General features: G+C 59.0%; 18 protein-coding genes. 6 read left to right on the top strand and 12 right to left on the bottom strand.

Going from position 1 to position 18,423, the window contains the following annotated elements:
* Nucleotides 1-71: 71 nt before the first annotated feature.
* Nucleotides 72-881: a PhzF family phenazine biosynthesis protein gene (locus AU182_RS04490; protein WP_066961168.1), complete on the top strand. Its 810-nt coding sequence runs from the start codon at nt 72-74 to the stop codon at nt 879-881.
* A 17-nt stretch (nt 882-898) separates the two neighbouring features.
* Here AU182_RS04490 and AU182_RS04485 read toward each other — a convergent pair whose 3' ends face one another.
* Nucleotides 899-2,164 carry a Xaa-Pro peptidase family protein gene (locus tag AU182_RS04485; RefSeq protein WP_066961164.1) on the bottom strand — a complete coding sequence of 422 codons (1,266 nt, stop codon included), beginning with the start codon at nt 2,162-2,164 and terminating at the stop codon, nt 899-901.
* Between the two features lie 114 nt (nt 2,165-2,278).
* Nucleotides 2,279-2,758: a DUF6314 family protein gene (locus AU182_RS04480; protein WP_153039108.1), complete on the bottom strand. Its 480-nt coding sequence runs from the start codon at nt 2,756-2,758 to the stop codon at nt 2,279-2,281.
* A 6-nt stretch (nt 2,759-2,764) separates the two neighbouring features.
* Here AU182_RS04480 and AU182_RS04475 point away from each other — a divergent pair, with 6 nt between their 5' ends.
* From AU182_RS04475 to ilvD, 4 genes are all read left to right on the top strand, one after another.
* Complete coding sequence (locus tag AU182_RS04475; RefSeq protein WP_066961161.1) at nt 2,765-3,634, top strand: DMT family transporter; 870 nt, start codon at nt 2,765-2,767, stop codon at nt 3,632-3,634.
* 30 nt (nt 3,635-3,664) lie between these two features.
* On the top strand, nt 3,665-4,819 hold the full coding sequence (gene argE, locus AU182_RS04470) for an acetylornithine deacetylase (protein ID WP_066961158.1): 1,155 nt from the start codon (nt 3,665-3,667) through the stop codon (nt 4,817-4,819).
* Between the two features lie 248 nt (nt 4,820-5,067).
* On the top strand, nt 5,068-6,381 hold the full coding sequence (argA, locus tag AU182_RS04465; protein ID WP_066962155.1) for an amino-acid N-acetyltransferase: 1,314 nt from the start codon (nt 5,068-5,070) through the stop codon (nt 6,379-6,381).
* A gap of 171 nt (nt 6,382-6,552) precedes the next feature.
* Nucleotides 6,553-8,388: a dihydroxy-acid dehydratase gene (gene ilvD, locus AU182_RS04460; protein ID WP_066961155.1), complete on the top strand. Its 1,836-nt coding sequence runs from the start codon at nt 6,553-6,555 to the stop codon at nt 8,386-8,388.
* A 62-nt stretch (nt 8,389-8,450) separates the two neighbouring features.
* Here ilvD and AU182_RS04455 read toward each other — a convergent pair whose 3' ends face one another.
* From AU182_RS04455 to lgt, 10 genes are all read right to left on the bottom strand, one after another.
* Nucleotides 8,451-9,008: an energy transducer TonB gene (locus AU182_RS04455; protein WP_227718119.1), complete on the bottom strand. Its 558-nt coding sequence runs from the start codon at nt 9,006-9,008 to the stop codon at nt 8,451-8,453.
* 340 nt (nt 9,009-9,348) lie between these two features.
* Nucleotides 9,349-10,686, bottom strand: a complete 1,338-nt coding sequence (locus AU182_RS04450) for a lipopolysaccharide assembly protein LapB (protein ID WP_066961152.1) — start codon at nt 10,684-10,686, stop codon at nt 9,349-9,351.
* Between the two features lie 13 nt (nt 10,687-10,699).
* Nucleotides 10,700-11,320, bottom strand: a complete 621-nt coding sequence (locus AU182_RS04445) for an energy transducer TonB (RefSeq protein WP_066961150.1) — start codon at nt 11,318-11,320, stop codon at nt 10,700-10,702.
* 5 nt (nt 11,321-11,325) lie between these two features.
* Nucleotides 11,326-11,727 carry a biopolymer transporter ExbD gene (locus AU182_RS04440; protein WP_066961147.1) on the bottom strand — a complete coding sequence of 134 codons (402 nt, stop codon included), beginning with the start codon at nt 11,725-11,727 and terminating at the stop codon, nt 11,326-11,328.
* A gap of 153 nt (nt 11,728-11,880) precedes the next feature.
* Nucleotides 11,881-12,408: a MotA/TolQ/ExbB proton channel family protein gene (locus AU182_RS04435; RefSeq protein ID WP_066961144.1), complete on the bottom strand. Its 528-nt coding sequence runs from the start codon at nt 12,406-12,408 to the stop codon at nt 11,881-11,883.
* A 14-nt stretch (nt 12,409-12,422) separates the two neighbouring features.
* Nucleotides 12,423-13,793: a MotA/TolQ/ExbB proton channel family protein gene (locus AU182_RS04430; RefSeq protein ID WP_066961141.1), complete on the bottom strand. Its 1,371-nt coding sequence runs from the start codon at nt 13,791-13,793 to the stop codon at nt 12,423-12,425.
* Nucleotides 13,790-14,572, bottom strand: coding sequence for a DUF3450 domain-containing protein (locus AU182_RS04425; protein WP_066961138.1), 783 nt, complete (start codon nt 14,570-14,572; stop codon nt 13,790-13,792). Before AU182_RS04425 ends, AU182_RS04430 begins: the two co-directional genes overlap by 4 nt.
* A gap of 273 nt (nt 14,573-14,845) precedes the next feature.
* Nucleotides 14,846-15,352 carry a type 3 dihydrofolate reductase gene (gene folA / locus AU182_RS04420; protein ID WP_066961135.1) on the bottom strand — a complete coding sequence of 169 codons (507 nt, stop codon included), beginning with the start codon at nt 15,350-15,352 and terminating at the stop codon, nt 14,846-14,848.
* Nucleotides 15,352-16,185: a thymidylate synthase gene (locus AU182_RS04415; protein WP_066961133.1), complete on the bottom strand. Its 834-nt coding sequence runs from the start codon at nt 16,183-16,185 to the stop codon at nt 15,352-15,354. The genes folA and AU182_RS04415 overlap by 1 nt, the downstream gene beginning before the upstream one ends.
* Nucleotides 16,186-16,250: 65 nt before the next feature.
* Nucleotides 16,251-17,105, bottom strand: a complete 855-nt coding sequence (gene lgt / locus AU182_RS04410; RefSeq protein WP_066961130.1) for a prolipoprotein diacylglyceryl transferase — start codon at nt 17,103-17,105, stop codon at nt 16,251-16,253.
* Between the two features lie 67 nt (nt 17,106-17,172).
* Here lgt and AU182_RS04405 point away from each other — a divergent pair, with 67 nt between their 5' ends.
* The gene (locus AU182_RS04405; RefSeq protein ID WP_066961127.1) at nt 17,173-17,994 is read left to right on the top strand and encodes an NRDE family protein; all 822 of its coding nucleotides are present in this window, start codon (nt 17,173-17,175) and stop codon (nt 17,992-17,994) included.
* Nucleotides 17,995-18,423: the final 429 nt, after the last annotated feature.

Raw genomic sequence — 18,423 nt, 5'->3', positions numbered from 1 at the left:
CCCCTGATACAAAAGGGAGTGCCTCCGAGCGCTCCCTTTTTTTATGCTGGTAATGTGAGAAGGACTCCTCCATGCAACTGCCCATCTACCAGGCCGACGCCTTTACCTCGGAACTCTTTCGCGGCAACCCCGCCGCCTATGTACCGCTGACCCGCTGGCTCGACGACCGACTGCTGCAACAGATCGCCGCCGAGAACAACCTCGCGGAAACCGCGTTCACCGTCCCTGCCGGCCACGGCTTCGAGCTGCGCTGGTTTACCCCCGGCGAAGAGGTCCCCTTGTGTGGCCACGCCACCCTGGTCACTGCGCACCTGCTGTGGACGGAACTGGGTTTTATTGACGATGAAATACACTTCTTCACCCGCAGCGGCGAACTGATCGTGCGCCGGGAAAGAGAGGGTGAAGGGGAGCGGCTGGCCCTTGATTTCCCGGCCCAGAACATCCAGCCGATCAGCCTCGGCAAAGAATACGCCGAAGCGCTGAACGCCGAGCCCCTGTCGGCCATGGAGGTCCCCGGTTCCGACGACCAGCTACTGGTGGAGTTTGCCTCCGCGAACATCGTCGCCGGACTCGATCCAGATATGCGCGCCGTGGCCAGGCTTCCCTACAAGGGGGTAATCTGTACCGCGCCCGGTGATGGATTTGACTGTGACTTCGTCAGCCGCTTCTTCGCCCCGGCAATTGGCATTGATGAAGACCCGGTAACCGGTTCTGCCCACACTTATATGGTGCCTTTCTGGGCAACAAAGCTGGATAAGACGTCACTCAAGGCGAAACAGATTTCAGCCCGCGGTGGCGAGCTGGATTGCGCGCTGAAGGGGGAGCGGGTGATCATGCGCGGACGCGCCGTTACCTATCTGCGCGGGCAGATCACCCTCTAGCGGGAATTTGCCTGGGATCAACCCAGGCGCCCCAGTGGGCTGGCGAGGCTGTCTGGCGGTACGGTAAACCAGGCAGGCCCCTTCTCCGTCATGTACAGGCAGTCTTCCAGACGCACACCGAACTCACCCGGCAGATAAATGCCCGGTTCATTGGAAAAACACATGCCCGGTGCCAACTCGGTTTTTTCGCCGCGCACAAAATTCACCGGCTCGTGCCCTTCCATGCCAATGCCGTGGCCGGTGCGATGGGACAGTCCGGGCAGACGGTAATCCGGCCCGAAGCCATTTTTCAGATAGAACGCGCGCACCGCGTCGTCGACACTGCCCGCCGGCGCACCGAGCTTGGCGGCCTCAAACGCCACATTCTGCCCCTCGCGCACCAGCTGCCAGATTTTTTGCTGTTTTTTGCTGGGCTCCCCGTACACGAAGGTGCGGGAAATGTCCGACTGGTAACCTTCGACACTGCAGCCGCAGTCCATCAGCACAATCTGGCCTTCGCGAATCTGCTGCGGCTGATCGGTGCCGTGGGGATAGGCGCTGCCCTCGCCAAACAGGGCCATGGTCCACACGCCCTGCCCGCCCAGGCTGGTCTGCGCCTCGCGCATCCGCTGGTTGACGTCGGCCGGTGTCATCCCCGGGCGCAACTGCTTCCACACCATGCCATAGGCGGCCAGGGTAATTTCGTTGGCCTTTTTCATCAGCGCCAGCTCTGCCGGACTCTTGACCATACGGCAGCCGCGGGTAACCGGGTCGGCACTCACCAGCTTGAACCCGGGCAGGGCGTCTCGCAGGCCGTCGGCCACAAACCAGCGCACCGAGGCCTCAAGGCCAAGGGTGCCGCTCTTGATGCCGCGGTCCTTGAGCACCGAAGCCACCCGCGCAAACGGGCTCTCGTGTTCGTGCCAGGTGCGTACATCCTCGCCAAAGGTCATGGACTCGCGCACCGAGGGCTCTTCAAAAAATGGCGTCACCACGGCAATATCGCCGCGCCGGGGAATCACCACACAGGTCAGGCGCTCCGAGCGCCACCAGCGAATCCCGGCGAAGTACAGCATGGCGGCACCGGGTTCCAGCACCATGGCATCGATACCGGCCTTGCCCATCAGCGCTTGCGCCTTCTCGACCCGCGCCTGCCGCTCGGACACTTGAATCGGCTGTACGCCGGCGAGCAGGGATTTGGGCTTTGGCTCGGCGGGCGCGGCGTCGGTGGCGGCGCGCAGTGGCAGTGCCGGCGTCATCGCCAGCAGCGCGGCGGTTTTTATTAGTTGGCGCTTGGTGGGCATGTCACGTTCTCCACGGGTATCCATCACGAGACTATCGGTCAGGAGAAAATGGGTCAGAATAATATGGGTAAGAATGGGGACGAGGGTATCCTGTTTTCACGGTAAAAACAGGGTCTACCAGTAGTGATAATGCAAACGCTCGTTTTTGCGCGGCCCGTGAATCTGCCAGATCAATTCGATTTCATCCGCGTGCAGAATCAGGTCAGCGGTGTAGGTATCCTCACCACACAAGTGCGGTGCCTGGTGGCGAAACCCGTGCTCGGTCATCGGTGCAAGGTTGAACAGGAGCACCGGCTGCGCACGCCGCAGGTGTTCAAGGCGAACAACGGCGGGGCAACGGGTCCAGCGGTAAGTGTTCTGCAGGTCAATCTTATGACCATCCGCATCGGTAAATTCTGCCCGCTCGGCGAACAGGGTATGGGCTCCGCAACTGGTAACCGTCACATCCCCACGGCCGTGACCTCGCCAGTTGGTTTTTGAACCGGGCCCGTTGCTGGCAGTAAAACTGAACGCCCGCACCTTTTGCAGGCGCGCAACCAATTGCGCTAACGCGGTTAACGCTTTGTAATCCACCAGCGAATTCAATGGAAACACCTGTTCATGCTACTTCTGATCATTGTCACCCTACTGTGGGCCTTTTCTTTCAGCCTGATCGGGGTCTACCTGGCAGGCCAGGTGGACAGCTATTTTTCCGTGCTCACCCGTGTGCTGCTGGCAACCCTGGTCTTTCTGCCCTTTCTCAACTGGCGCACGCCACCGCGCACCGCCGTAACCCTGATGGCCATTGGTGCCATTCAGCTGGGTCTGATGTACCTGTTCTACTACCAGTCGTTTCTTTTGCTGAGCGTGCCGGAAGTACTGCTGTTTACTATTTTCACACCGGTATATATTGCGCTGATCTACAACCTGCTGGCGCGCCGGCTCTCGCTGCGCAATAGCCTGTGGAACCTGCTGGTGGCCGCGATTGCTGTGGCCGGTGCCGCCATTATCCGCTGGGATAGCCTGAGCGATGATTACTGGCTCGGCTTTTTGGTGGTTCAAGGCGCCAACCTGTGCTTCGCCAGCGGCCAGGTAGCCTACAGGCAGTTTATGCAATCCAGCGGCGAGCGTGGCAAGTCGCTGCCGCCGCGACAGACGTTCGGCTGGTTTTTTATCGGCGCCAGTATTGTGGCCGCCATTGCCTGGCTACTACTGGGCAAGCCGCAGTACCCCACCGGTGCGGTGCAATGGAGCGTGCTACTCTGGCTCGGCGCAGTGGCGTCCGGTATCGGCTACTTTCTGTGGAACAAGGGTGCCACACAGGTTTCCCCGGCCACGCTGGCGGCCATGAACAATGTATTGATTCCCGCGGGCCTGATCGTCAACCTGCTGATCTGGAACCGCGATGCGAACCTGCCGCGACTGATCGCCGGCGGACTCTTAATTGTCGCCGCCGTCGCCCTCAGCGAGTGGCGCAACAAACATCCCTAGACAACGCGTTCACACGCAAGGAAAGGTTCCATGAGCACCCGCACGCTGCCAAACCTACAGAGCCAGCTGCAACAACTGGTGGCCAGCCCCAGTGTCAGCGCCACCAATCCCAAGCTGGATATGGGCAACCGCGGCGTTATCGACCTGTTGGCCGCATGGCTTGAGACGCTCGGTTTTTCCGTGCAGATCATGCCCATGGAAGACCAGTCCCACAAAGCCAACCTGATCGCCACCCTCGGCAGTGGCGATGGCGGCCTGGTGCTTGCCGGGCATACCGACACGGTGCCCTACGACGACAACCGCTGGCAATCGGACCCCTTCAAACTGAGCGAGCGCGACAACCGCTGGTACGGTCTTGGCAGCACCGACATGAAGGGCTTTTTCCCGCTGGCCATTGAAGCCGCCAAAGCCTTTGCCGGCAAACCCCTGCAGCAGCCGCTGATCATTCTCGCCACCGCCGACGAGGAAACCTCCATGTCCGGCGCCCGCGCACTGGTCAAGGCGGGTTTGCCCAAGGCCCGCTACGCCATTATCGGCGAGCCCACGGGCCTGAAACCCATCCGCATGCACAAGGGCATGATGATGGAGCGCCTGCGGATCACTGGCCAGGCGGGACACTCCTCCAACCCTGCGTACGGCGCCAGCGCGCTGGAAGCGATGCACACCGCGATGTCTGAAATCCTGAAATTGCGCGGTGAGTGGCAGGAGCGTTACCAGAATCCGGGGTTTGCGGTGCAGGTACCCACTCTCAACCTCGGCTGCATCCACGGTGGCGACAATCCCAATCGCATTTGCGGGCATACGGAGTTGCAGTTCGACCTGCGTCCATTACCCGGCATGCCCATGGACGAGTTGCGTGGCGAGTTGCACCAGCGACTGAAAAACGTGGTGGGCGGTGACAAGATTCAGCTGGAGCTGGATTCCTTGATCGGCGGTGTGGAGGCGTTCGAAGAGCCGGCCCAGTCCGAGCTGGTACAGGTGGCCGAGCAGCTGACCGGGCACAGTGCCGAGAGCGTGGCCTTTGCCACCGAGGCGCCTTTCCTGCAGAAGCTGGGGATGCAGACCATTGTGCTTGGGCCCGGTGATATCGATCAGGCACACCAGCCCGACGAGTATCTCGGATTGGAGCGGATTGATCCGATGGTGGAAGTGTTAAAGGGCATGATTGGGCGATTTTGCCTGTAGTGGTACCTGTCATTTCGATCCGGTGGCGGCGTCGCTACCGGGTACGGGTTTGTGAGACACGCCGTGAACCCGTCCCTGGGGGCTCTTCTAAAACATCCCTGTTTTAGAAGGTCTCACAAACCCGTACCCGGCATCGACGCCTTCGCGTGAACTATTGAGATTTTCCCATCCCAAAGTAATCAACGGAAGTCCGCAGAAAATACGGTATATTGTGCAAACTTCCGTTCCATCTTTTGAATGCTAAAACCGTGAATACAGAAACCACGACCCTCAACTGGTTCCGAAACGCCGCGCCTTATATCAATGATCTGCGCGGGCGAACCCTGGTGGTAGCGATTCCCGGGGAAGGCTTTGAGCACGAAAACTTTCGCAATCTGGTGCACGACCTCACATTGCTGATCAGCCTGGGCGTGAAACTGGTACTGGTCCACGGCGCCCGTGTACAGGTCAATGAGGCTCTGGAAAAAGCCGGCATAGAAAGCCGCTTTCAGGGCAACACCCGCATTACCGACCGGGAAACCCTGGAGGTTATCAAGGCGGCGGTAGGCAAATTGCGCTTTGAAATTGAAGCGGCCTTTTCCCAGGGGCTGCCAGACTCCCCCATGGCGCGCTCGGCACTGAAAGTGGTGTCCGGCAACTTCGTTACCGCACGCCCGGTGGGCATCATTGATGGGACCGACATGCGCTGGACCGGCCAGGTACGGCGTATGGAAGTGCAGGCCATCGGCCGCGCGCTGGAGGGAAATTCGCTAGTACTGTTGTCGCCGTTCGGCACCTCCCTGACCGGCGAACTGTTCAATCTCAACTACCTCGATCTCGCCGCAGAAGCCGCCAAGGCGCTGCGCGCCGAGAAACTGATTCTGTTCCGCGACCTCCCGCAACTGGCGGTCGATGGCCAGCCCGTGTATGACCTGAGTATTCATCAGGCCGAAGACGTAGCAGATAGCGTAGACAGCGAAACACTCACCTGCGCCATCCGTGCGTGCAACGCCGGCACCCAGCGCGTGCACCTGCTCAGCTACGCCGACAACGGCGCGCTACTGCAAGAGCTGCTCAGCCGCGAAGGCGCCGGCACCATGATCTACCGGGACAGCTACGAGGTGATTCGTCGCGCCCGCATTAATGACGTGGGCGGCATCCTCGGGCTGATTCGGCCGCTGGAAAAACAGGGCATTCTGGTGCGCCGCTCGCGGGAAAAACTGGAATCCGAAATCGACCATTTTACGCTGGTAGAGGTGGACGGCACGCCGGTGGCCTGCGCGGCGCTGTATCCCATTCTGGACGACCAGGGAGATACCATTGCGGCCGAGATCGCCTGCGTAGCCATTCACCCGGAGTTCCGTGGCGGCGGTCGTGGCGCCAAACTGCTGCAACACCTGGAGCGGCAGGCTCGCGCACTGGACCTCGACGAAATCTACGTACTCACCACCCAGACCGAGCACTGGTTTATCGAGCGGGGTTTTACACAAGTCGACGTCGGCGATCTGCCTACCAGCCGCAAGTCCCTGTACAACATTCAGCGAAATTCCCGCGTATTACGCAAGCCTCTGCAAACGCAATAGGCTTGCAAAAATACACGAAGGGAACGGACAGGAGTTGCGCTTAATCCAACCTTTTTACAGGGCCGCGCAATATTTCTCCCGTTTTGCTAATCTGTCGCGCTCTCGGGTGCAACCGCGCCCCGCCTGCAAGCCAGGTCCGTTATCCATTGTCCAGAAAATTTAAGAACTGCTATGCCCCAGTACCGCTCTCGCACTACCACCGCCGGCCGCAATATGGCCGGCGCCCGCGCCCTTTGGCGCGCCACCGGCATGACGGATGACGATTTCCAGAAACCGATCATCGCCGTGGCCAACTCCTTCACCCAGTTCGTGCCCGGGCACGTACACCTGAAGGATATGGGCCAGCTGGTGGCACGGGAAATCGAGAAGGCCGGCGGTGTCGCCAAGGAATTCAACACCATTGCCGTGGACGACGGTATCGCCATGGGCCATGACGGCATGCTCTACAGCCTGCCGAGCCGCGAGATCATCGCCGACTCCGTGGAGTACATGGTCAACGCGCACTGTGCCGATGCCCTGGTGTGCATCTCCAACTGCGACAAGATCACCCCCGGAATGCTGATGGCCGCGATGCGCCTGAACATCCCGGTTATTTTTGTCTCCGGTGGGCCCATGGAGGCAGGCAAGACCAAACTCGCTAAGCACAAGCTGGATTTGGTGGATGCCATGGTGATTGCGGCAACCGACGATGCCAGCGACGAACAAGTGGCCGAATACGAGCGCTCCGCCTGCCCAACCTGCGGTTCCTGCTCGGGGATGTTCACCGCCAATTCCATGAACTGCCTGACCGAGGCATTGGGCTTGTCCCTGCCCGGCAACGGCACCATGCTCGCCACCCACGCGGATCGTGAGCAACTGTTCCTGCGCGCGGGTCGCGAAATCGTCGCGCTGGCGAAACGCTATTACGAACAGGACGACGAGCGCGCACTGCCGCGCACCATCGCCAACCACGCCGCCTTCAGTAACGCCATGGCACTGGATATCGCCATGGGGGGCTCCACCAACACCATCCTGCACCTGTTGGCCGCTGCGCAGGAGGGGGAAGTGGACTTCACCCTGGCTGACATCGACCGCCTGTCGCGGAAGATTCCACAGCTTTGCAAAGTGGCGCCGAACACCCAGAAATACCATATCGAAGACGTACACCGCGCCGGTGGCGTCATGTCGATACTGGGCGAACTGGATGCCGGCGGCCTGCTGGATAGCAGCCTGCCGACGGTGCACAGCCATTCGCTGAGGGAAGCACTGGAGCAATGGGATATCCGCCGCACCGATGACCCGGCGGTACACAAGTTCTTCCGCGCCGGCCCCGCAGGCATTCGTACCCAGCAGGCATTCAGCCAGGATTGTCGCTGGAACAATCTGGACGGCGATCGTGAGCACGGCTGTATCCGTTCGGTGGAGCATGCCTACTCAGCCGAAGGCGGCCTCGCGGTGCTATTTGGCAACCTGGCACCGGATGGCTGCGTGGTAAAAACCTCCGGAGTCGAAGAGGAGCTGTGGCACTTTGAAGGCCCGGCACATGTGGTCGAAAGCCAGGAAGACGCCGTGGCGCACATTCTTGAGGGCAAGGTGCAGGAAGGGGAAGCGGTGATTGTGCGCTATGAGGGCCCCAAAGGCGGCCCCGGCATGCAGGAAATGCTCTATCCCACCAGTTACCTGAAGTCCAAGGGACTCGGCAAGTCCTGCGCACTGATTACCGACGGTCGCTTCTCCGGCGGCACCTCAGGCCTGTCCATCGGCCATGTGTCACCGGAAGCCGCGGGCGGTGGCAACATCGCACTGGTGCAAAACGGGGACCTGGTGCGCATTGATATTCCCAAGCGCCTGATCGAGGTGGATATTCCGGAAGCGGAACTGCAGCGTCGCCGTGAGGCCATGCATGCGAAGGGCAGCGAGGGCTGGAAGCCGGCAAAAGTGCGGCCACGCAAAGTCAGCCGGGCACTGAAAGCATATGCACTATTGGCCACCAGCGCGGATCGGGGCGCCGTACGCGAAATCAATTGACGGCTAATGCCTATCAAGAAAATAGCGGGCAAACGCCCGCTATTTTTTTGCCTCGGTCGCGCCTACTCCGCCAGCTTGAATGTAATCCTGTTGCGCACCCCGTGTTTCTCTACCGGGTTCCCGTCCACCAGAGTCGGCCGATATTTAAAGCGCTCAACCGCATTGAGTGCCGAGCTGTTGAAGACTTCCGTAGGCGCACCGGCACTGTCAAAGCCGCCCACAACCCGCGGGTCTCTCACGCTACCGCTGCGGGTGATCGTAAACTCCACCACCACATAACCCTCGATTCCCTGAGCCAATGCTCGGCGGGGATAGCGGGGCGCTGGCTTGTAGAACGGTAACGGGTCAGAACTTACGATACCAGGGTCAATGGTTTGCTGAGTTACGACCGGTGGCCCCACAGAAATCGGCACTTGCGCCGGCTCCAGTGTGCGCTCAACAGGTTGCGGCTTCACCGGTGGTGGCAGCTGCTGCGGTTTGCGGATGGGGTCTACCCGCTCCACGGTGCGCTTCATTTCCGGCAAATGAATGGGAGCCACCTTGGGCGGCAAAACCTCCGGGGGCTCCTGGTAGTCGGTTGCGATCAGTTGCGCCATTCCCAGCAGCAACAGTCCGGTCACCGCGACTGCAAGCACAACGTTACGGACAACGGTTGCGGATCTGACTGAGAACGAAAACGCGAGTGGGGGATACGGCCGCGTGGCCATGGATAAGCGATAAGCCTGTTCCATAAACACCTCTCCTTGTTATTTTCAGGTGTTGATTGGTCGCACCGGACAGAATCGGCGGTGCGGAGGAAAAAGCTGATCAGCTACTTTCAGTATTTAGTTGATTCTGGCGAAAATGCAAATAATTCCCATTAATCGCTCAATATAGCGCCAAATCACAAATTTCAGGCAAAAAAAAGCCGCACAATGTGCGGCTTTTTCGGTTCGCGTAAAGCGTTGGCCGATGTAGCAATTACATCGCCAGCTGCTTTTCACGCTCCTGCTCACCTTCAACGAAACTAATCCACTGCTTGGCAAACTTTTCAGAACGTTTGTCATCCAGGGCTTTCTTGAAGTTTTTCAGCGATTCATCGTACTTTTTCAGGTTGGCATTCGCCATGCCCAGTATGATGTAGAGCTGATCCGGGCGCTTGATGCCACCCTTCTTCAGCGCCTTGGCGCCCATATCAATGGCGGTCTCATTCTTGTCCAGGTCCAGGTAAATACCGGCCAGACGGGAATAGATATCGCCCTTGTCGGACATGCCTGCTGCGGCTTCCAGTTCCGGAATCGACTTCTGCAGCTCCTGAGACATCTGGTAGGCCTGAGCCAGGGTTTCCAGATTTTTCGAGGTGCGCTCAATCTTCTTCTCTTTGATGCCCTTGTCGATGACCTTGGCACCTTTGTACGGCATCTCCGCACCCATAAAGAGATAGGCCATGTTCAACAGCTCTTTCTCTTTCTGCAGGGCACCGGCGATATAGGCGGCTTCCATCATGTGAAGCATATCGTCTTCACGTTTCAGCTCACCGTACATACCCGCCAGCTGCTTGTAGTACTCCCCTTTCGGGTAGTGCTTCACCAGCTTCTCAAGCACCTTGGCTACGTTTTTGTAGTCACTTTGCTCGTAGTAGAAGTAGCGCTGCAGCTGGAACCAGTTTTCCTTGGGCGTTTTGCCTTCCTGCTCGTACAAGGAGATGGCTTTGCTGATATCTGCCATGGCGGCCTTCGCGTTGCCCACCTGGTGGTAGGCCTGAGCGCGCAGAGCGTAAGAATCCGCAGTAACGTTGTCGGCCACCTTGAACCACTGGTTCAGGTAGTTCAGCGCCTGCTTGTAGTCTTCCTGTACAAAGTACAGCTGAGCCACGGTCAACAGGGTACCCACTTCCAGTGCCACCGGCAGGTTTTGCGCACCCTGCTGCAGCACCTTCTTGTAGTAGGTGATCGCCTGCGGATAGCGTTCCATGCTGTAGTAAACGAAGCCGTAGAAGTAGTACATCTGGGCGGTTTCATAACCGTTGTACTTGTCCTTACCGGCTTCCATTTCCTTCAGCGCTGCCAGCGCTGCCGGCCAGTTCTGGGCATCGGCAGCTTCCTGCACTTTACCCAGCTTTTTGAACACGTTTTCACGCATGGCCGGCACTTTGCGGGTCTTCTGCTCGCTCTGGGCTTCCGCCTGAGCGAAACCAGCAGACACGCCAGCGGCTTCCAGTACAGTAACGCTCACTGCTGGCGCCAGTACCAGGGGCAGCGCTACGGACGTGCGCAGGACGAACTTGGACAGGCCTTTCGTCACGGTCGTCATATTCATATGCGTCCCCTATTTATTGCGCCATATTGAAGCTGATCTTGGTTTTTACACCAGGCACTTCAATCGGCTCGCCATCAACAACCCGCGGCTTGTACTTGTACTTCAGCGCAGACTTCACCGCAGCGCGGTTGAAGATTGTGGTCGGGTTGCCATCTTTGGTGAAGGCTTCCACCACACGCGGATCACGTACAGAACCGTTCTTGGTCACCGTATATTCCACAACAACCCAACCCTCGATGCCACGCTGCAGTGCACGACGCGGATACTGAGGCTGAACCTTTACGATCGGCAGGTAGTCACCTTCAGAGGCGAAGCCACCGATGCCACCCACTCTCAGGTCGGCGTTGGCCGCAGGCGCAGACATGTTCAGGGCATTGTCTACATCCGGCTGGTCAAACTCCGGCTCCGGCATATCGGGCGGCGGCTGCTCAGGCTCGTTGGGCTTATCCGGTTTGCTGGTATCGTATTTTGTTTCGATCTTCGTCTCCGGCATCACAACGTCAGCCACCTTGATCTGCTCCTCGTCGTCAGGAGCTTTCATGTTGGCTTCGATCAGCGCATGCATGGTGAAGATCAGGGCAAAAGTGGTGGCTACCGCCAGCGCACCCGCCCCTGCTAGTCTTACCGGGTTCATAGCTGTTAACTCTTCTCTGTAGCGACCGACACTTTCTCGATTCCGATCTTCCTGGCCGCGTCTGCGATCAGGGCAACCTTCTCGATACTCGCCTTTTTATCGGGCTGAATCACCAACCACCCTTTCGGGTTTTCTGCGTAGAGACGTTCCAGGGTGTTTTTCACCAGGCGATCATCTACCTTCTCTTTGGCGATCCAGATTTCGTTGTTGTCGTTAATCGCTACCAGAATAGAGGCGGCTTTGAGATCAGCGGTCGTCGCTTCCGGCTTCAGTACATCGACACCCGGCTCTTTGATAAAAGTCGCGGTGACGATGAAGAAGATCAGCATGATGAACACCACGTCCAGCATGGGCGTGAGGTCAATCGCTTGGCCTTCTTCTTCTGCCGTAGTCTTTTTTCTGCTCATTGCAACTCTCTCTAGCGAAATGCTAATAGCGAGATTTGGCCCTGCAGAGCTCCCAGCACACGGATCGTGCAACCGGAAGCTCCCTCTCTGGCTAAACCTTCTCGGCTACCGGTATAACCCTTGCGGGCACTGCGGTAGCGCTATTGTGGTGCCTTAGTGATCCATCGTCAGATGGTCTTCCAGCAACTGTGTTTCACGCTGTGCGGTACGAGTGATGTAGGTATTGGCAAACACCCCAGACAGTGCGGTCACCATGCCCGCCATAGTCGGGATGGTGGCCATGGATACACCACTGGCCATTTGCTTGGCATCACCGCCGCCGGTAATCGCGAGAACTTCGAACACGTTGATCATGCCCCAGACCGTACCCAGCAGGCCGAACAACGGCGCGAGGGCAACACAGGTCTGAATCATGTCCAAGTTGCTGTCAATTTTCTCGGATACCCGGGAAACCAGCGCGTAGCGGATCTGGTGGGCACCCCAGGACTTGCGCTCGGGGCGCGCCTCCCAGGTGTCCACAGCGCCCTGAACATCACGCTTCAGGCCACTCTTGAAGTAGAAGAACCGCTCGAAAATCAGCGTCCACATGAAGAAGGTCAGGCCGGCGATCAGAAGTAGTACTGGCCCGCCCGACGCCATAAAGGCGACAACGGCGGCCCATGCGTCATTTAATGCGTGCATGTTGCCGCCTCCTCTTATTTACGCTCAGCGTTTTCTGCAACGATACCGGCACTCTGCTCGTCCAGGATGTGCAGGATGCGCTTGGCACGGCCGTTAACCACGGTGTGCAGCAGCACAGTTGGGATAGCCACACACAGACCCAGAACGGTAGTTACCAGTGCAGAGGAAATACCGCCGGCCATAGCCTTGGGATCGCCCGCGCCGAAGATGGTGATTGCCTGGAAGGTGACGATCATACCGGTCACGGTACCCAGCAGACCCAGCAGCGGAGCCACCATGGCGATAATCTTCAGCAGGTTCAGACCGGATTCGATGGCCGGACGCTCTTTCAGCACCGCTTCTTCCATCTTCAGTTCCAGAGTCTCACCGTCAACGCCTTTGTTCTCTTCGGCCACAGCCAGAACACGACCCAGCGGGTTGTTGGTGTTCGGGGTGGAGGAGCGCAGCTGGGCGTTCACCTTGGCGTTAACACCGGACAGTACGATCAGACGCCATACGGCCAGCAGGATAGCGAATACACCCACCGCGGTGATGATGTAACCCACTTTGTCACCCTGGTGCCAGCGCTCAACGATGCTCGGGCTGTTGATCATGGCCTTCAGGTAAGAGCCGCCGGTAGGACCGGTGGGGTCAACACCGAACGCGGTGAAGCCGCTGGTGGCGTTCTGCAGGTTGGAAGCCATTTTCTGGTAGTGGCCGTCAGGCTGACGGATCAGCTCGGCCAGCTTCAGGCTGTCGTTCATTTCCAGGTACTTACCGTTGGAAACCACGTTGAAGTTACCAACACGCACCACTTCCTGCTGGGCCTGCTCGCCGTCGGGCAGAATTACGGTGCTGTTGAACTTCACAACCTTGCCAGACTCAACGGTCTCACGCTGCAGTTCGTACCACAGACGCTCGATTTCCTGAATAGTTGGCAGCTTGGTCGCGGAGTTCATTTTGTCGATCAGCTGATCGAGGAACTCGGCACGGCCCGGGTACTGGGCAGAAACCAGGGAGCCGTCCAGGTTTGCGCGCAGGTCACCAGCGGTAGAAGTCAGGTGGCCGAACAGCTCTTTCAGAGAGCCGAGGCGCTCGTCCAGCTGCTGACGCTTCTGCTGGACCAGCAGCTCCTGTTCTTCGTACTTCTTCTCCAGCGCCGCGGAGCGGGCTTCTTCAGAGGTACGAGTGTTTTCTGCCTGGCTCAGCAGGGAGGCCTGGTTGGCCTTCTGACGGCGGAAGTCAGCTTCGCGCTTTTTGTGCTCGGCAGACTCGGAGATTTTGGAGCTCTGAACCATCTTCAGCAGCTGGTCCAGAGAAGATGCTTTGTCCTGGGCTACAGCGGAAACACTGATCAGGCCAGCGGCAGCAACAGCTAGGACGCGTTTGGCGATAGAGGTTTTCATTGCGCAGCCTCCGGAGCCGGAATCGGCATAGTCATGATATCGGTAGTGGCCTGTTTCTTGGCGATCTTCAGACCCTGCATGATGGCGCGGCGGTAGTCGCCGGAATCCACTTCAACCCAAGCTTTCTGGTCTTTGTCGTAAGCCAGGGAGATCTTGGAGTCGGTGGTTTGGGCCACCAGAGCGATACGACCGATCTGCAGTACGTTTACTTCGCGGTCCTGACCGTTGACGTTCAGGGTGTCGCCGTAGCTGTCGATCTTACGCGCGTATTCCGCTTCGAAATTGTACAGTTCCAGCACCTGACGGAATTTCTCCGCTACAGTGATATCGGAACGGTCCATATTGTTTTTAACACCTTCGAGGTTGGACTTACGCTCGGCCAGCTTGAAGGGGGCGTCCAGTTCAATGAACTGCTCCAGACCGTCCAGCATACGCAGGATCAGCGGCTGGATCTGACGCTCGATAACGGTTACCTGGTCAATGGACTCATTGAGGTCCTTGATCACCGACAACTGGTTGGCCAGCTGCTTTTCGAGCTGACGGTTGTATACACGCAGGCCGTCAATCTCTCTGTTCACAACCTTGAACTGCTGCAGCAGGTCAGAGGTTTCCTGAGCGATCTTGTCGATGCGCTTTTGAGATGCGGTGGCAGCAGCAGTTTTCTGCTCGCCGACCTTGAGGACAGTGTTGATAGTGTCCGCAGTGGCTACGCTACCGTACAGTGCGCCGGCAGACAGCGCAGTGGTCAGCGCCACAGCCATGAATCGCTTGGTTTTCATTAGACCCCCCAGTGGGTTCAATATTTCACAACATGGTCGCGATGGATTAGCTGCCACAACGCGGTAGTTTTTGGTTTGAAGACAGCTAAGAGCCGCACATTGTAAACAGCCGATTTGATTATTCAAATGCGGAATGACCGCATTCGCCAACCTGTGTAGCTGAGTAACACCCGGGTAACACTATCGGGGCTCATGCACACATATGCGGCGGCCTACATTGTGCAACATTTGACCAAATCTACCCGATAGAGCATTTTTTGGTCAAACTGTTTTTTATTTAAACCTGTCGTACTGGACTAAGCAGTAGTTATATTCGTCCCGCTCCGAGGCCGGGTAACAGTCCCGGCTGACCTCCTGCCAGCGCTCGTCGAGCGCGGGAAAGAAGGCATCCCCGTCGACCTCAGCATCCACTTCGGTCACATACAGGCGATCGGCCAGCGGCATGGCCTGGCGGTAAATTTCAGCGCCCCCGATCACCATGACCTCATCAACCGCCTCGCGGGCAGCCACTTCCAGCGCGGACTCCAGCGAGCCAACGACGGTGACCCCCTCGGCACGCCAGTCGGGATTGCGTGTGATAACGATATTCTGCCGCCCCGGCAGTGGGCGGCCGATGGACTCAAAGGTCTTGCGGCCCATGACCACGGGCTTGCCGAGGGTGGTGCGCTTGAAGAACTGCAGGTCACCGGAGATGCGCCATGGCAAGGTATTTTCCCGCCCAATGGCGCGGTTGCGCGCCATTGCCACGATCATCGCCAGGGTCGGTGCCGGCGCGGCCATTACACGGCCACCGGCGCAGGGATGTGCGGATGGGCCTCATAGCCCCGCAGCTCGAAGTCTTCAAAGCGGAAATCGAACAGGTCATCCACGTCCGGGTTCAGCACCATCTGCGGCAGAGGCAACGGCTCCCGTGACAACTGTTCTTCCACCTGCTGCATATGGTTCGAATAGAGGTGCGCGTCCCCAAAGGTATGCACGAAGTCACCCGGTTGCAGGCCACACACCTGTGCCAGCATCAGGGTCAGCAGGCTGTAAGAGGCAATATTGAACGGCACTCCGAGGAAGATATCCGCACTGCGCTGGTACAGCTGGCAACTGAGCTTGCCGTCTGCCACATAAAACTGGAACAGCGCATGACAGGGTGCCAGGGCCATTTTGCCGGCGCGGGCATTATCACTCGGCGAAACGCCCTCGTCGGGCAGGTCGGAAGGATTCCAGGCGCTAACGATCAGGCGGCGAGAATCCGGGCGGGTCTTCAACTGCTGCACCAGATCGCTGATCTGGTCGATATGGCGACCGTCGGCGGTGGGCCAGGAGCGCCACTGATAGCCGTACACCGGCCCGAGATCGCCGTCTTCGGTGGCCCACTCGTCCCAGATACGCACACCGTTTTCCTTCAGATAGCCAATATTGGTGTCCCCTTTCAGGAACCACAGCAACTCGTGAATGATGGAACGCACGTGGCATTTCTTGGTGGTAACCAGCGGAAACCCCTCCGCGAGGTCAAAGCGCATCTGGTAGCCAAAGACACTGCGGGTTCCAGTACCGGTACGGTCACTTTTCACGGTGCCGTTGTCGCGCACGTGGCGCATCAGATCGAGATATTGCTTCATTTATATACACATTTTTTAAAATCGGGTCACACCGGCACCCCGGGGTGCCGGGCCGCGGCACGGTATCACTTGGCCGCGCTTTTCTTGAGCTTGGCCGCGGGTTTTTCCCCGCCTTCGGTCTGGCCGCGCCCCGCGGGCAACGGCTGGGTGCGGTAGCTCCACACCAGCAGGATGATACCGGCGGCGATCATCGGCAGGCACAGCAGCTGACCGCGGGTCATCCACCCGAACATCACCTCGATACCCACATCCGGCTGGCGCACAAACTCCACCAGGAAGCGGAAGATGCCATACAGGAGGATGAACAGGCCACCCACCGCGAGCCGCGGACGCGGTTTGCTGGAGTAGATCCACAACACCACAAACAGTACCAGCCCCTCCAGGAAGGCCTGGTACAGCTGGGACGGATGGCGCACCAGCAACTCCGGATCCCGCGGGAATACCATACCCCAGGGGGCATCAGTCTCCCGGCCCCACAGCTCCTGACCGATGAAATTACCGATGCGTCCCAGGCCGAGGCCGATGGGAACCAGCGGTGCGACAAAATCGATCAGCGCGGGGAAGGTGGTGCCTATCTTGCGCGCATAGATGGTGGCTGCCAGCATCACGCCGATCAGCCCTCCGTGGAAGCTCATGCCCCCTTCCCACACCTTGAACAGGCTGAGCGGGTGCGCGATCAGTTCATTGAAGTTATAAAAGAACATGTACCCGAAACGGCCACCCACCACCACGCCAATGGCACAAAACAGGATCAAATCTTCCACCTCGGACTTGATCACCGGCGACCACGGCTTCTGCGCCCGGCGCATGGCCAACCACCACGCCACCGCAAACCCGGTCAGGTACATCAGGCCATACCAGTGGATCTTGAGGGGGCCGATGGCCACCGCGACGGGATCAATCTCGGGATAAGTGAGCATACTCGAACCGCAGTTATTCAAAGTGGGCGTTATTATGGCATTGAGGAAATAACGATTGCGAGATGCTATGTGCCTGCTTTTGATCGCCTACCAGCAGCATCCCCAGTACCCGCTGCTGCTGCTGGCCAACCGGGATGAGTTCTACCGGCGCCCGGCGGCACCGGCCCATGCATGGCCAGACCGCGAGATTACCGCAGGGCGCGACCTGCAGGCGGGCGGTACCTGGCTGGGCATTGCGCCGACCGGGCGGGTGGCGGCGGTAACCAATATCCGCGAGCCGGGCGTACCGGAACCAGAGCGGGTACTGTCTCGCGGGGAAATCCCCACGCAGTTTCTCTGCGGCGATCAGCCCCCGCAAGAGTATGCGGCGGCCCTGCCCGGTGCCCGCTACCGCGGCTTCAACGCGATACTGTTCGACCATCGGCACAACAACGTGCTTGCCTGTGCCGGCAATCGCCATGCCCCCTTCACGTTCTCTGCCGGCGTCCACGGCATCTCCAATGGCGCCCCGGACGCCCCCTGGCCCAAGGTTCGCCTTGGCTGCCAGCGGCTGGCTTGCCTGCTCGAGACCCTGCCGGACCGGTTGGACGCGCACAATTTCGTCGCCCCGGCACTGACACTGCTGACCGACGACACTCCGGCAGAGGCCAACCAACTGCCCGATACCGGGGTGGGCCCCGCCATGGAGGCGGCGCTTTCCCCTATTTTTGTCCGTATCCGCGATGGCGATCCCGCGGGCACAGACCACGGCTTACCTGGTGGATATGGAACCCGCGCCAGCACACTGGTGGCCGTCGACAGGTTCGGCAGCGTCCAGCTGTGGGAGCAGACTTACATTGACGGTCAGGCCAGCGGCAGCCCGCGCTATTTTCATCACTCCGCTGGCTGAGCGGCGTGCGCGCACCCGCCATAGGCCGGCAATTCATCGCGGCGCGCATGCCCATTCCCACATCCGGGCTTTATCCGCCTGTTTACACCAGATGTCGTGTTAATCGACTCCGATGCCCTCCATGTTCGCGCCCTTCAACCCGCTCACCACCTCTCCCCTAAGGTGAAGTGAATTTCACGCCAAGCAAATTTCGGATTTGTTGCCATACTTAATTTCACAGGCAGGCGGATGTTGAGATACGCGCAAAACGGTCTCCAGCTTCGCCTCAATAAAAGGAAGGTCGCGCGGGATGCTCGACTCAGGTGTGCCGTCGCTGGAGGTTGCTCCGGGGACTGTCAGGGAGAGGCGCGCCGAAGGTTGGGAAGGTATGAACGATCGGGCTCCCGGCTTCCGCACTGTAAACCGGCGCCCTGCTGTATCGCTGAGGTA

It is taken from the genome of Microbulbifer sp. Q7 (genome assembly GCF_001639145.1).
Lineage (GTDB): Bacteria > Pseudomonadota > Gammaproteobacteria > Pseudomonadales > Cellvibrionaceae > Microbulbifer.
The sequence above is the reverse complement of the archived record's forward strand: the minus strand, read 5'-3'. Positions and strand labels throughout refer to the sequence as shown.

What these genes read in the sequence shown, in the direction of transcription:
- AU182_RS04490 (WP_066961168.1), top strand. Translation starts at nt 72, where the DNA reads ATGCAACTGCCCATCTACCAGGCCGACGCCTTTACCTCGGAACTCTTT.
- AU182_RS04485 (WP_066961164.1), bottom strand. Translation starts at nt 2,164, where the DNA reads ATGCCCACCAAGCGCCAACTAATAAAAACCGCCGCGCTGCTGGCGATG.
- AU182_RS04475 (WP_066961161.1), top strand. Translation starts at nt 2,765, where the DNA reads ATGCTACTTCTGATCATTGTCACCCTACTGTGGGCCTTTTCTTTCAGC.
- argE (WP_066961158.1), top strand. Translation starts at nt 3,665, where the DNA reads ATGAGCACCCGCACGCTGCCAAACCTACAGAGCCAGCTGCAACAACTG.
- ilvD (WP_066961155.1), top strand. Translation starts at nt 6,553, where the DNA reads ATGCCCCAGTACCGCTCTCGCACTACCACCGCCGGCCGCAATATGGCC.
- AU182_RS04450 (WP_066961152.1), bottom strand. Translation starts at nt 10,686, where the DNA reads ATGAATATGACGACCGTGACGAAAGGCCTGTCCAAGTTCGTCCTGCGC.
- AU182_RS04445 (WP_066961150.1), bottom strand. Translation starts at nt 11,320, where the DNA reads ATGAACCCGGTAAGACTAGCAGGGGCGGGTGCGCTGGCGGTAGCCACC.
- AU182_RS04440 (WP_066961147.1), bottom strand. Translation starts at nt 11,727, where the DNA reads ATGAGCAGAAAAAAGACTACGGCAGAAGAAGAAGGCCAAGCGATTGAC.
- AU182_RS04435 (WP_066961144.1), bottom strand. Translation starts at nt 12,408, where the DNA reads ATGCACGCATTAAATGACGCATGGGCCGCCGTTGTCGCCTTTATGGCG.
- AU182_RS04430 (WP_066961141.1), bottom strand. Translation starts at nt 13,793, where the DNA reads ATGAAAACCTCTATCGCCAAACGCGTCCTAGCTGTTGCTGCCGCTGGC.
- AU182_RS04425 (WP_066961138.1), bottom strand. Translation starts at nt 14,572, where the DNA reads ATGAAAACCAAGCGATTCATGGCTGTGGCGCTGACCACTGCGCTGTCT.
- folA (WP_066961135.1), bottom strand. Translation starts at nt 15,352, where the DNA reads ATGGCCGCGCCGGCACCGACCCTGGCGATGATCGTGGCAATGGCGCGC.
- AU182_RS04415 (WP_066961133.1), bottom strand. Translation starts at nt 16,185, where the DNA reads ATGAAGCAATATCTCGATCTGATGCGCCACGTGCGCGACAACGGCACC.
- lgt (WP_066961130.1), bottom strand. Translation starts at nt 17,105, where the DNA reads ATGCTCACTTATCCCGAGATTGATCCCGTCGCGGTGGCCATCGGCCCC.
- AU182_RS04405 (WP_066961127.1), top strand. Translation starts at nt 17,173, where the DNA reads ATGTGCCTGCTTTTGATCGCCTACCAGCAGCATCCCCAGTACCCGCTG.